The organism is Nitrosomonas oligotropha (genome assembly GCF_900106555.1).
GTDB classification, from domain to species: Bacteria; Pseudomonadota; Gammaproteobacteria; order Burkholderiales; family Nitrosomonadaceae; genus Nitrosomonas; species Nitrosomonas oligotropha_A.
Map to the genome: position 1 here is coordinate 32,511 of NZ_FNOE01000022.1, position 13,358 is coordinate 45,868.

At 47.4% G+C, this 13,358-nt stretch carries 13 protein-coding genes and 1 tRNA gene; 4 read left to right on the forward strand and 10 right to left on the reverse strand.

The genetic code is table 11. From position 1 onward, the window contains the following. Positions 1-221: 221 nt before the first annotated feature. From BLU57_RS11520 to rnr, 5 genes are all read right to left on the reverse strand, one after another. Entirely contained in the window at positions 222-860 is a 639-nt protein-coding gene (locus tag BLU57_RS11520) for a thiol:disulfide interchange protein DsbA/DsbL (protein ID WP_090320916.1), read from the reverse strand. 88 nt (positions 861-948) lie between these two features. Then, on the reverse strand, positions 949-1,761 hold the full coding sequence (locus BLU57_RS11525; RefSeq protein WP_090320918.1) for an SPOR domain-containing protein: 813 nt from the start codon (positions 1,759-1,761) through the stop codon (positions 949-951). A 24-nt stretch (positions 1,762-1,785) separates the two neighbouring features. Then, on the reverse strand, positions 1,786-3,543 hold the full coding sequence (gene argS / locus BLU57_RS11530) for an arginine--tRNA ligase (protein WP_090320921.1): 1,758 nt from the start codon (positions 3,541-3,543) through the stop codon (positions 1,786-1,788). A gap of 100 nt (positions 3,544-3,643) precedes the next feature. After that, positions 3,644-4,384 carry a 23S rRNA (guanosine(2251)-2'-O)-methyltransferase RlmB gene (gene rlmB / locus BLU57_RS11535; RefSeq protein ID WP_090320924.1) on the reverse strand — a complete coding sequence of 247 codons (741 nt, stop codon included), beginning with the start codon at positions 4,382-4,384 and terminating at the stop codon, positions 3,644-3,646. A gap of 87 nt (positions 4,385-4,471) precedes the next feature. Further along, positions 4,472-6,748 carry a ribonuclease R gene (gene rnr / locus BLU57_RS11540; RefSeq protein ID WP_090320928.1) on the reverse strand — a complete coding sequence of 759 codons (2,277 nt, stop codon included), beginning with the start codon at positions 6,746-6,748 and terminating at the stop codon, positions 4,472-4,474. A gap of 57 nt (positions 6,749-6,805) precedes the next feature. On the opposite strand from rnr, the gene BLU57_RS11545 reads away from it, so the two are divergent. Further along, positions 6,806-6,890: transfer RNA gene (locus BLU57_RS11545), tRNA-Leu, on the forward strand. Positions 6,891-7,730: 840 nt separating this feature from the next. Here the strand turns inward: BLU57_RS11545 and BLU57_RS11550 are convergent. From BLU57_RS11550 to BLU57_RS11565, 4 genes are read right to left on the reverse strand one after another with little or no spacing between them, the layout of a single operon-like run. After that, positions 7,731-8,015, reverse strand: coding sequence for a hypothetical protein (locus BLU57_RS11550; protein ID WP_090320931.1), 285 nt, complete (start codon positions 8,013-8,015; stop codon positions 7,731-7,733). Positions 8,016-8,054: 39 nt separating this feature from the next. Beyond that, on the reverse strand, positions 8,055-8,891 hold the full coding sequence (gene dapF / locus BLU57_RS11555) for a diaminopimelate epimerase (RefSeq protein ID WP_176776436.1): 837 nt from the start codon (positions 8,889-8,891) through the stop codon (positions 8,055-8,057). 59 nt (positions 8,892-8,950) lie between these two features. After that, on the reverse strand, positions 8,951-9,403 hold the full coding sequence (locus tag BLU57_RS11560) for a GNAT family N-acetyltransferase (protein WP_090320936.1): 453 nt from the start codon (positions 9,401-9,403) through the stop codon (positions 8,951-8,953). Next, complete coding sequence (locus tag BLU57_RS11565) at positions 9,400-10,506, reverse strand: D-alanine--D-alanine ligase family protein (protein WP_090320938.1); 1,107 nt, start codon at positions 10,504-10,506, stop codon at positions 9,400-9,402. The genes BLU57_RS11560 and BLU57_RS11565 overlap by 4 nt, the downstream gene beginning before the upstream one ends. 280 nt (positions 10,507-10,786) lie before the next feature. Here BLU57_RS11565 and BLU57_RS11570 point away from each other — a divergent pair, with 280 nt between their 5' ends. The 3 genes from BLU57_RS11570 to BLU57_RS11580 are packed head-to-tail and all read left to right on the forward strand — an operon-like array spanning position 10,787 to position 12,984. Next, entirely contained in the window at positions 10,787-11,131 is a 345-nt protein-coding gene (locus BLU57_RS11570; protein WP_090320941.1) for a type I restriction-modification system subunit M N-terminal domain-containing protein, read from the forward strand. After that, complete coding sequence (locus BLU57_RS11575) at positions 11,124-12,062, forward strand: SIR2 family protein (RefSeq protein ID WP_176776437.1); 939 nt, start codon at positions 11,124-11,126, stop codon at positions 12,060-12,062. The genes BLU57_RS11570 and BLU57_RS11575 overlap by 8 nt, the downstream gene beginning before the upstream one ends. Beyond that, positions 12,055-12,984: a hypothetical protein gene (locus BLU57_RS11580; protein WP_090320946.1), complete on the forward strand. Its 930-nt coding sequence runs from the start codon at positions 12,055-12,057 to the stop codon at positions 12,982-12,984. The genes BLU57_RS11575 and BLU57_RS11580 overlap by 8 nt, the downstream gene beginning before the upstream one ends. On the opposite strand, the gene BLU57_RS16885 is transcribed toward BLU57_RS11580, so the two are convergent. Next, on the reverse strand, positions 12,960-13,289 hold the full coding sequence (locus tag BLU57_RS16885) for an integrase core domain-containing protein (protein ID WP_371113153.1): 330 nt from the start codon (positions 13,287-13,289) through the stop codon (positions 12,960-12,962). The genes BLU57_RS11580 and BLU57_RS16885 overlap by 25 nt on opposite strands. Between the last annotated feature and the right edge of the window lie 69 nt (positions 13,290-13,358).

The following is a 13,358-nucleotide window of genomic DNA, read 5'->3' on the forward strand; positions in this document are numbered from 1 at the left end:
AATAATTTTGCTGAGATTTTGCCGTCATATGCGGCGAGTTTTCTGGTGATATGTATTTTAATACAGTATTGAATTAGTATTTTTTGGATTGTGACCGGTTATGGTAGGGGGGAATAAAGCACCCCGCCGCAAGCGGCGAGGTGCTGAGTAGGTTTTACAAGTTGCCGGTTAGATTTCAGGGAGCGAGGAATTAAACCCGGAAAGATAAAACCGGCGTGCCGCTATTTTTCCTTGCGTACTTTCTCAAGCAATGCTTCCAAAGTTTTGATGGTATCTTGCGGTGAGCCGCCCATTCTTCCGCTGGTAAGATACTTGCCATTGATAATCAGTGTGGGAACGCCGTTGAGCTGATACTGACGTGACATTTGTGTCGATCTTGATACTTGATTTTGCACGGCAAAGGATTGGTAGGTATTTTCAAATTTCTTTCTGTCGATGCCTTGTTTTTCAATCCAATCGAACAAGACGGATTCGTTATTCAGGTCAATTTTGTCGCGATGGATGGCATCGTACACTTTATCGTGCAGCGTACCGGCTATTCCCATCGCCTCGATGGCATAAAATATTTTTGCGGCGGGAACCCAAGTGGGGCGAAGAATTGCGGGCACATATTGAAAACTGACATCACCGGGAATATTCGCGAGCCAGGTTTTGAGATGCGGGTGCAGGCTGTAACAGTGCGGGCAGCCATACCAGAAGAATTCCAGAACTTCGATCTTACTGCTGTCTTCGGTCGGCTGCGGCTTTGCCAGAACGGTATAGTCCTTACCTTCCACGATGTCGGCGTAGGCCGCGGGCAGATTGATTAAACCAAAACTTAATACTAAGAAGAAAACTGCAACGGCTTGATATCGATTCATGCTATTACTCCTTAAATAAAGTATTTAACGGGGTGCGGCGGGTGATATAACCTTGGGGAAAGTGTAACTAAAAGGTGGCGATGCACTGTTATTGTAATTTGACAAATTGCGTCTCTATGCCATTTTCTCTGAGTGATGCGCTAGTTTGGTCGCTATCCGTTTTGTTGTTGAACGGTCCGATCCGCACACGGTACCAAGTTCCTTTTTCCGCCAGATCGATCGGTTGTACGGATGCGAATACACCCAGCATCGCGAGGCGCGCTTTCATATTTTCCGCTTCGTCATTTTTTCTGAATGATCCGGCCTGCAGGAAAATTTTCTCTTTCGCCGCTGCGGGCGCTTTGGTTTGTGGTGTTACCGGGGGCTGTTGTTGCGGCTGCGGCGGTTGCTTCGGTTCCGCCGGGAGCGCGCGTGGTGGTACCGCAGCGATCTGTTGCGGAGGAGGAGTGACCGGGATGATAACTGTTGCGCGGGGTGGAACAGGCTGTGGCACGATTTCGGCCGGTTTATTGTTTTCCGGTGTTTTCGCGGCTATTTTCGGTTGTGCGGGCGGTTCAGCCGCACGCTTGAAATCCTGGTCAATCTCCGGTTCTTCGATGCCCGGCAGTATTTTGTAAAAATCAAACCGGGGTTTTTCTTCCACGACGGCCAAAGGTTCTGGTTGTGCCGGTTTTTCCGCGGCTTTTGGAGTTTCAGAGGCAGGTTGTGTTTGGTTTTTTTCCGATGAGCTCACTACTTTGTCAGCCGGTAAAAACGGACTGGGCGCATAATTAAAATATAGCCATATGCCAATTGCACTCGCAAGACCCAATGCGTAACCGACAAATCCGCCAAAAAACGCGGAACCGCCTTTTTCCGGTGTGGATTTTGTTGGTCTGCGGGTCTTATAATCTCGACTCATGTGTATCCTTATACAGTAATCCGGTTACATTTTATCAGGTGCGCTGACGCCGAGTAGCGTCATTCCATTCTTCAGTACTTGGTGGGTAGCTGCAATCAACGCTAGACGGGCGTTTTGCAAGGCAATCTCGGGTACCAGAAAACGTGTTGAATTATAGTAACTATGAAATTCGCTGGCCAGTTCTCTCAGGTAAAACGCGATCAGATGGGGAGAAAATTCCTTCGCCGCCATTTCCACGGTATCGGGGAAATCAATCAATTTTTGCAGCAATGCCAACTCGGCAGGACTGGATAGTTCTGCCGTATCGGCTTCAACCAGATCGGCGGCATCGCCATCCCATTGCGCCAATACACTGCATACCCGCGCATGAGCGTACTGCACGTAATAAACCGGATTCTCATTGCTTTGTGATTTGGCCAGATCCAGATCGAAATCCAAATGCTGGTCACTTTTACGCATTACGTAAAAGAACCGCGCGGCATCCTTGCCGACTTCCTCGCGCAATTCCCGCAGCGTGACAAACTCGCCGGAGCGGGTCGACATGGGCGCTTTTTTACCGTCGCGGTAGAGCACGGCAAACTGCACCAGAGCGATCTCCAGTTTTGCCGGATCCAGCCCGAGCGCCTGCAATGCGCCTTTCACGCGCGGAATATAACCATGATGATCCGCGCCCCAGATATTGATGACTTGTTCGTAACCGCGCTCGAATTTATTCAGGTGATAAGCGATGTCGGATGCGAAATAGGTAAATTGGCCATTTTCCCGCTGCACCACCCGGTCTTTTTCATCGCCGAAATCGGTGGAGCGGAACCAGATCGCGCCATCTTGTTCGTATAAATATTTTTTTTCCTTGAGCAATTGGATGGTACGTGCGACTGAGCCATTATCGTATAACGATTGCTCGGAGAACCACGTATCGAACTCAACGCCGAATTCCATCAGATCGTTGCGGCAATCGCCCAATTGTTCTGTGAGCACAAAATTATGAATATACGCATAATCCTGGCCGAGTACTTTTTTGGCATTGGCAATTAACTGATCCAAATGTTCGTCGGTACTCACGACGGTTTCCATGACACTGACGGGCAAGCCGTCCAACACCAATTCCGGGTGATGCACATAACGCTCGGCGTGTGCTTGATGAATCAAATGGGCCATCGACTTGACGTAGTCTCCCTGATACGCGTTTTGCGGGAACGGAATATGGATATCGTTAAGCTCCAGATACCGCAGCCAGGTGGAAAGCGTCAGAATGTCCATCTGGCGGCCCGCATCGTTCACATAAAATTCGCGCGATACATTGAAACCGGCAGCGGTCAGTACACTCGACAGGCTGGCACCAATCGCGGCGCCGCGTCCGTGCCCGACATGCAAGGGGCCGGTCGGATTGGCCGAGACGAATTCCACCTGGATTTTTTTTCCTTGACCGGAATCACTGTGGCCGAATGTCTCTTTGCTTTGTAACACGTGATGCACGCATTGCTGTTTCGCGGAATTTTTCAGGAACAGATTGATGAATCCGGCGCCTGCTATTTCTACTTTTTCCAAATAAGGTGAGGGGGGCAGGGCATTGATCAATAAATTCGCCACTTCGCGCGGGTTCTTATGCAGCGGTTTAGCCAGTTGCATGGCCAGATTGCATGAATAATCGCCGTGATTGGCCTGTTTGGTGCGCGTCAACTCGATGCGGACATTGGCATCCGGTGTGGCGATGGCATGGGCGGCTGCACGGAATAGCTCGACGAAATGGGTTTTGAAATGTGGGTGAGCGGATGAATTCATGGTTGAGAATAAAGATATAAAATTTTATGGTGTTGCATTATTGTGCATAACGGGAATCGCCGTTGCCGGAAAATGAGCGGTATTTTAGCAGGTGCACAGTTCAGACCAAAGATTGCTGGCGATGCGTTTCAAACAGGCAGATGCCGGCGCTGACAGCGACATTCAGGCTTTCGATACTGCCTTGCATCGGAATCCGTACCAATTGGTCGCAACTCTCGCGCGTCAAGCGCCGTAGTCCTTTTTCTTCGGAACCAAGCACCCAAGCGACAGCGCCCTGGATCGGGAAATGCGTCAAGTCGTATTCCGCATCTTCCGCAGTGCCAAATATCCAAATGTTACGTTCTTTTAATTGATTCAAAGTGCGCGCCAAATTGGTGACGGCAATATAGGGCACGGTATCTGCTGCACCGCTGGAGACCTTGTAAACCGTAGCAGTCAACCCAACCGCGCGATCTTTCGGCGCGATCACGGCATGCACGCCGAATGCATCGGCGACGCGCAGACACGCCCCCAAATTGTGCGGATCCTGAATGCCATCCAACACCAGCAGCCGCGCCGGTCCGGTTAGTGTATCCAAAACATCATCCAGGCCGATGTGGCTGCGTGCACTGTCGATACTGGCCACAACGCCCTGGTGACGTTCGCTGTCAGTTATAGCGCTAAGTTTGGCGCTATCACACGGGAGCAGACGGATTTTCCGGCTTTCAGCCAGTTGGATGAGTGTGCGTGCGCGTTGATCGTCCCGCGCCGCATCGATCAGAATCTCTTTGATGCTCTCCGGATTTTGCCGCAAACGGCTGGTAATGGCATGAAAGCCAAAGATAAAGCGAGTGTTGGACACGTTTTAACCTAAAAACTCCATTGGGAAATGACCGGCTGATTTTGCTGAATGATTGATTTTTGCGCGTATTTTAGAGCAATTCATCATTCATGAATGCAATTTCTTACCTTTGGCCGGAGTCTTGGTTTTTGCTTGATCTTTTGCTTGGTTTTTTGCCTCGCCTTTTGCTTGGGTTTTGACTCGTTCCGGTTTTTTATCCGGCTCGGCTAACACAAAATCGATTTTGCTGGTTTCCAGGTCGACACGGACCAATTTCACGCGTAGCCGGTCGCCGAGGCGGTATTGCTTGCCGCTACGCTCGCCAAGCAAAAGATGCTTGGTTGCATCGAAGTGAAAATAATCACTCGGTAGCTCGGAAATATGCACCAGCCCTTCAACATACACATTATCCAGGGCAACGAACAAACCAAAGCCGGTCACGCTGCTGATCACGCCATCGAAACACTCACCGATTCTATCCTGCATATAAAAACACTTGAGCCAGGATTCGACATCTCGCGTGGCGTCGTCGGCGCGCCGCTCGGTCATTGAGCAATGCAGACCCAGTTCGTTCCAATCGCCGGGATTGTAGGTTTCACTTTGCAAGACTGCTTTAATCGCGCGGTGCACCAGCAAATCGGGGTAGCGCCGGATCGGTGAAGTGAAATGGGTATAGGCATCGTACGCCAGCCCGAAATGTCCGCTCAGGTCCGGGCTGTAGATAGCCTGTTTCAACGACCGGAGCATGACGGTTTGCAGCAATTGCGCATCCGGTCTGCCTTGAATTTTAAGCAAGGTTTGCGCGTAATCCTTGGCGCCCGGTTTGGTCTTGCCGCCCAGTTGAATGCCGAATTCCTTCAGGAAATTGCGCAACGCTTCGATTTTTTCCGGAACCGGGCTTTCATGGATGCGATACAGTGTGGTTTGGCCGTTCTTTTGCAGGAAATCCGCCGCGCAGACATTCGCTGCTAGCATGCATTCTTCGATCAAACGATGTGCTTCGGTGCGTTGCACCGGCACAATCTTTTCGATTTTTCCTTGATCGTTAAAAAACATTTGCGTTTCGGTGGTTTCAAAGTCGATCGCGCCGCGTTTTTTGCGTGCCTTGAGCAGCGCTTTGAACAATTTGTAAGTGAGTTGCAAGTGCGGCAGCAGCGCGGTGTGTTCCTTGGCTTCGGCACCTTTCGGATTGGCCAGGATCGCCGCAACAATGTTGTAAGTCAGCCGCGCGTGCGAACGCATCACCGCGGGATAAAAAACATAATCGAGTATTTCGCCATTTTTTTGAAATTGGATTTCACACACCATGCATAAGCGGTTTTTGTCCGGATTGAGCGAACACAACTCGTTTGAGAGCGCTTCCGGCAGCATCGGAATGACGCGGCGCGGAAAATACACGGAATTGCCCCGGCTCAGCGCTTCCTGATCAATCGCATCTTTGGGTTTGACATAGTGACTGACATCCGCAATCGCTACATATAACCGGTATCCATCACCGATTTCCTCGCAATAAACAGCATCGTCAAAATCGCGCGCGGTTTCGCTATCGATGGTGACCAGCGGTAAATGGCTGATATCTTTGCGTCCTTTCAGTTCTTTTTTTAAAACATTTTTGGGAAACTTGGCGGAGAGTTTTTCTATTTCGGGTGGAAAAATGTACGGCAGGTCGTGTTTGCGCAAAGCGATTTCAATCTCCATTCCTGGTGCGGTGTAGTCGCCCAGAATTTCGATAATCTTGCCGATCGGCTGCGTTTGTTTATTCGGCTGCTGGATGATTTCGACAATGACAATTTGACCGGCTTTGGCTTTGAGAGAATGCTCCTTGGCGATCAGAATATCCTGGCTGATACGTTTGTTTTCGGCCACGACATATAAAATGCCATGATCGATATACAACCGTCCCACCAGCTGGGTATTGGTATGCTCCAGAACTTCCACAATGGTAGCTTCCCGGCGTCCGCGCCGGTCCAATCCGATTTCGCGTACCAGGACCCGGTCGCCATGCAGCGCTTTGTTCAATTCTTTTGCGCTGAGATACAAATCCGGGCTGGCGTCATCGGGAATCAGAAAACCGAATCCGTCGGGATGGCCCTGTACTCGGCCTTTGATCAGATCGAGTTTTTCCATCACGCAGAGATCGCCTTTGCGGTTGCGGAAAATCTGACCTTCGCGCATCATCGCCGTTAACCGGCGGTTAAATAACTCTTCTTCTTTTTTTGTAATATCCAGTAATTTCTGTAATACCTGCTCAGCCAACGGGATTCCCTGCTGTTGCAAAATTTGCAGAATATATTCCCGGCTTGGTAATGGACTTTTGTAGCGCTCTTTCTCGCGTTTGAGATGCGGATCCAGATTACGCAGTTTTTGATTCTTCTTAATTGACAAAACAATGGTTTCCTATAGAATTACGCGTTCTTTGACAGCCTGACACGGTTGTCGCTTGCCCAGATGGCGGAATTGGTAGACGCGCATGGTTCAGGTCCATGTGCCTTCGGGTGTGGAGGTTCGAGTCCTCTTCTGGGCACCATCAGTACTCATAACAGTTTGTTTATATAGCAAATATCTTGTATTCAAACTGTTTTACCATAAACTATGCCGCAAAAATTGCTCAGTGATTTTTGAGCATTATTTCCAGTGAATTTCTATTATTTCCAACCTTATAGCACATTGGTGATGCTGTGTATTGCTTTAATATAATGGCAATAGGGAAAATTTAAATACCTTCGCGCGATCTATTTATTCGACAAGAACAACATTGCGCAGATAAAAGAGATAACGAGCCCCAATAATACAAAAGCAAGTACGGCGCCATTGCCGGTTAGTATAAAGCTTCCGTAGAGAAGCAAGGAAAATACTAATGAGCCGATCATGAGAATTTTTTTCATAGCAAAGTATCCTTTCTAGTAATTAATCAAAGCCCGCTAGAATCATCCGCCTGACTTTTCGTGAATACAGGCGATGGAAACGCCAATGCCGGATTTTTCCGGAACCCGCGCATTCTTTCATCAATGAGAGAAAAGGGCAAAGCCTGTTTTACTTCTAGCAGTAGAATCAATGGCGGAGTCGCTATTTCGCGGATCAACTAGCCTTGATTGCGAATAAAAAGTTATCGCCATGGAATGCACTGGTACCGCTGAAAATCCAATTGACGTCTATGATTCGTTGATACAAATTCCGTTCACAGTCAATTGAATGATTTGTAAAAATATACATTATTTTGATGATTTGATTAATTAATATTCGAATGCATCCGCTTCGCTTTAAATGCGAGGCGGTCACAACGGCAAAGAAGAGAATGGTTGCTTTGAGTTTTGCGATCTAGCCGATTGAGGATCGGCTAGAGAGGGAATTGAATGTTGGGTGAGGGTTATTCAACGAGCGATTTTTGCTTCATCTCAGTTTCTTTTTTCAGTTTCCACCGGATTGTTACGTAGGTGCCGCAATACGCACCCAAAAAAGCGGCTGCAATATAAATTTTGTTTTCGACGTAATTGGTGACGGTGAATGCGGTGACCAGAATAATCATTGCAGACCAGAATGCGGCGGGGTGTGCTCTTCTTTCTTCCACATCGATAAAATATAGTGTCCAGCAAACATCAGCGAGTGCCATTGCAGCCATGATTAACAAAAACGTAACAATTGAAAATTCCATGAAGAATAACCTTAAGTAAGCACTCGCGTGGGTTGTGAATCACCAGTTTTGTTGTTGCTGGTGATGATAGTCAATCGGACTGGTGGATTTAGGGTGGATGTTATTCACAAATCCGATGACCTTGCCTTGATAGCGCGTCAAGCCGCGAATTGACAGGCGCCCGTCAGTGTCCGAAATTTTCAGGCTGCCGCCAAGGGAGTTAGTGATTATCGGTAACGGTGTGCCGAAGACTTTTGCGGCTACATACGCACTTGCCGCACTCCCTGTTCCGCAGCTCAGCGTGACATCCTCCACGCCGACTTCAAACGTGCGCACGGAAATGCCGTCTGTATCGCGCCAGATAAAATTAACGTTAACGCCTTCCGGGTGGCCGACAAATTCACACAACGATTTTTCTTCGCGTATCGATCGGCCAAAGATTCTGGCATTTTCCAAACTCATTTCCGAACCGATCACCACCACATGCGGAACACCGGTGAAAACGTAATGCAATTGATCGTTAATTTGCCGGTATTCTCGCGCTTCACCTAAATTCACCTCGGTCAAATCGTCAATGACGCGTACTTCCTTTTTGCCGTCGCCGGTGACAATCGAGAAAATATCGTTACGGATATAGGTATCGTGAAAATAACGCGTCGCGCAGCGTAGACCGTTACCGCACATGGTTTCCTCAGTGCCGTCGCAATCGAAGATTTTCATTGTCGGCGTGCGTTGCACGGGATCCACATCCACGAAAAGAATGCCGTCGGTTTCGTGCTGCGTAGCCAGCGCGCTTGAAATCAGCGATCGATTAAACCCAGCCAAAGGCGTTTTCATCTCATCCACCACGAGGAAAGAATTGCCACACCCATCCATTTTTGTCGCTTTAATTCTCATGATCCAGTCCATTTTTTGAATGCATCGTTATGAAATGGCAAGAAATACTGCTTACTTGCCTAGCTAAAGGGCCTGTAGCCCGCCCGCCTTGTGAGATGCGCCTGGGCTACGCCCGGGATAAATTCTTCTTGCACAATGCCGGTCAAAGCAAAGCCGTTTTTCAGATAAAACCGCAAACTTTCATTGGCATCGGCGTCGGTTACGACATTGAGGATTTTTCCGCCTTGCCGCTCGATCTCCGCGAAAACACTATCCAGCATCAGAGAACCGAACCCTTTGTTGCGATGTTCCTTATCAACCGCCAATGTCAGCAGGTGATAGGTATCAACCGTCTTTCTGGCAATGGCATAACCGACCGGTTTTCCGTCATCCATGGCGCAAACGCCAAAATTCTTACCGCGCGCGATGTCTTCCAGTTCGCCACGAATGGCTGCTTCATACATGGGGCCAATGTCTTGCAGCGCAATTTTTATCAGGCTGGCGTGCAGTTCTTTTGAGATCGATACAATCATGATGTGTGTTCTGCCGTTGGTTTTCCTAAAAAGGTGTACATCCGGTCGCGATAGCTGATCGTACCTGCGTGAGCTGCTTTACCGATGGCCTGATTCACCAGGTTTGCGAGCAATTCGGTTTTTCCTGCAAATCGTTCCGGGTATCTGAGTGAGAGCCGCTGCACGGCGGTGTAAACGATCAAAGCGATCATGTCGTTGTGCGCGATGTTTGCGTGACGGCACATGTTGGTCAGATCCGCCTCGGTTGGGTGAACGCCAGGAATCACATTGGCTTCCAGGAAATACAGCTGGCCGTCGCGCTCGCGAAAATCCATGCGGTTATAGTCGCGCACTTCAAGCGCTTCGTGCGCTTCGATGGCAATTTTCGCGTAGCTTTTCGCTTTCTCGCTCCAATCAAGATGCGAGATGTAGGGGTTTTCGATATCTTTTACATGCGGGTCGCGTACATGCGGTTGTCCGGGAATCTTGGCGAAGTCGATTTCGAGGATGGGCAGCACATAATGGCCAATCAGGCCGATGGTGTATTCGTTGCCGGGCAGGAATTCTTCAACGAGCGCCGGTTGGTTGAATTGCGCATAAACCGCGCCCACGGCTTCATTGAGCTCTGCGATCGTGTGCACTTTGCTCTTTTGGCTAATGCCGATGCTGGTGCCTTCGCTGTAGGGTTTTACCATCAACGGGAAAGCTAAATCGCCGAGCTGTTCTTCCGGCATCATGAGCTGAAAGCGTGCGGTCGGCACATCGTCATACGCAACGATCTTCTTGGCCGTCGCCTTATCCATCTTGTTGATGAAAGTCTTAGGGCTGCTGCCGGTGTAGGGAATATGCAGGTGTTCGCAAAAGAACGGCACGATGGCTTCACGCAATTCCTTTTCATCCAATCCTTCGGTGTTATTGAATACCAAATCGATCTGTTCTTTGCGCTGCTCGAGCTGAGCGTAAATATCCGGCCCGACATCGATCAATTCGACATTCGCGCCGATGCGCTCCAGCGCTGCCGTCACCGCTTTGATGGTATCCGGACCTTCAAACTCACCATAGCGCTCGTCTTCCATCCATGGTTTTCTTACGTTACAGGTATAGGCGATATTAAGTTTTCTCATAACAAGCGCGGAGCGAGCATATTTTATAAGTTAAATTTTTTGTAAAGCTGCAATTCTGGTACTCCCATCAAGCCGGGAGCCTGTCATTCGAGAGCAATTAACGAAGCAGGTTACTATTCGTTGACAGAAGAGGATGGTTAAACGGTAATATTTTTACGCCGAGCGAATACCTGACGGTAAAGGATGGAGTGCTTAATGCCGGGCGGCAGATTTTCGTTCATTTTCCGTACCGATTGTTTTACGCTGGGGTTTTTCAAGATAGAGCACAAGTGTCCAAATCATGATGACCGGCGCCATCAAAAATCAGGTCGATCACATCTGGAACACCTTTTGGTCGGGCGGCGTATCCAATCCGCTGTCGGTGACCGAGCAGATCACCTATTCACTGTTCGCCAAGCGCCTGGATGAGTTGCATACTGCGAAGGAAAAACAGGCCAGCCTGCTTGGCAAATCGATTGAGAACTCTATTTTTGAATCCGATCAAAGCGATCTGCGCTGGTCGTGCTTTAAGGATTTCGATCCCGAGCGCAAGTTCGCCGTGTTCCGCGATCAGGTGTTTCCTTTCATCAAATCGCTCAATGTCCGCGCGGGTGCGTACAAGCCAAAGAGAATATCAAATGAATAAACCGCCATCATTACGAGAACTTCCAGAATTACCGCCGGAAATTTGTGAAGCCGCATTGAATGGTCAATTAGTCATTTTTGTGGGAGCTGGAGTATCAAAGTTACTGGGCTTACCGAGTTGGAATGAATTGGCAAAAGATGTTTTGGAATGGGCTAGAAGTAAAGGCTGGATTGACTTTTCTGAGCTTGAGCAATTACAGCTTCTTGATCCAAAAAAGCAATTATCAATTGCAAAACTTATTGCTGAAGAGAACCAACATGATCTCGGTCTTGCGAAATTTTTCAAAGAAAAATCTGAAGAAAACAGTATCTATAAATCGATCAATGATATTGGATCAGTTTGTGTAACAACCAATTATGATGAACTTTTAGCACCAAGATTCCATGAGAAAAGAAATGATCCATCAATGTCAATTAAACCCAATGATATCCATCGTATTTCAGATAAGAATGATTTCTTCGCAAAATTCCTAGATCAACCTGGAACCGTAATTCACTTACACGGAGCTATTAGTAGACCGGATACTATGGTGATCACTACTAAGCAATACCTGGAACATTACGACCATGAAAATGTACAACATTTTCTTCATGAATTGTTTAGCAAGAAGATTGTATTGTTTATTGGTTATGGGCTTGAAGAAGTTGAGATTCTGGAACATATATTAAGAAGAGGTGCTGTTGAATCAACAACGGATCGGAGAAGATTCGCATTGCAAGGCTATTTCAAAAGCCAAAACCCACTTTATGAAAATCTTTATAAGTATTACTCGAGATCGTTTGGTGTTCATTTAATTGGATTTGTGCGAGATCATGAAGACTACAAACAACAAGAAATCATCTTAAAAAACTGGGTGCCAAAAATGCAGATAAAAAAACCTCTATTAGCTGATGATATTGCGCGGATAGATGAGGTACTTGGTAATGGTTAAGCTCACTGTGGATGAACTTGATTTATTAAAAAGAATTAGAGATAAGGAAGAATTACGTCCATATTTTTTCCAAAAAGTAAAAGGCTTGAAATGGTTCGATAGCTTATGTGAAGCTGGTTATTTCAATCCTGATCAGAATCCACAACCTGTATCGGCCAGAGAGGAAGGCTATGTACAAATTCCTTTTTGGCCAGCATTAGAATATTTGGTTTCTGCAAGTTCAGAGTTCCATTCTGCAGAGAACAAACCATTCGCGGAGAAATTTATCGAGATTATCCGGTCTGTCACAAATTATGCTATTGAGCATAAGATCAGTAACTTTCGAACTTGGTGGCAATTTGCAAAGATTATTCAAAACATTCCATCAGAATTGATACAAGAAAGTGATATCGCTCTTATTGATTATTGGCTAAACGATCCCTATGAGCGTGGACTCATCGTTGAAGAAATTGGTGTGAAATGGCTTGCGGCTTTGCTGGAGAGTAACAATGATCATTGTAAGAGATTGGCAGTTAAGTTGCTTGATATTATTTACAGATTGGAGTTCCACCAATCCGAACATGAATTTGGAAATGAAAAAGAAGTCCGACTTCGTTTCCGTCATTGGGATGCAAGAAAAGTTACTGAGGCAGTAGCTGGAAAGGCGGGAAAAGAACTTGGTATAGAAGTCATTAAAATTCTTCAAGCCCGGCTTGAGAGTGTTTTGGCCAAACTCGATAACGACAGATGGACATCTATTTGGCGTCCGGCAATAGAAGATCACGAGCAAAATCATAGTGTCAGTGATGCTAAGGAAATCATACTTGAAGTATTTCGAGATTCCGTGCTGGCCTACATCGAAGTTTCGCCAGAAGCATCTCGCGCATACGTAGAAGAATTGCTTAGGTGTAAGAAATCTCAGAGTTGTTTACAGATAGGTTGATTGAAATAAGCGGTGAGTATTTCATAAGGGGTGGCATTATTCAAACTCTTGTGAGGCTTAACGGTATTGTAGAAATTAATGAAACGGAGAAGCTGAATGTGCCGATCGGCGCAGTCTTTAAAGTGAATCTTGCTGTGCCACATATCCATCAGGGTGCGGATAACCCGCTCAGCTTTACCGTTGGTTTGCGGACGATTGATGCGGGTAAACTTCTGACCGATACCGTGCTGCCTGCAAGCTTTGACGAAAGCGTGGCTGTCAGTTCCTTTAAATTCTTTACCGTTGTCAGAATAAGCATAGTCGATCTGGTAAGGACATTGAGCAACAGTGCTTGTGAGAAAGCAAGCTGCACTATGCTGGGTTTTATCGGGAAG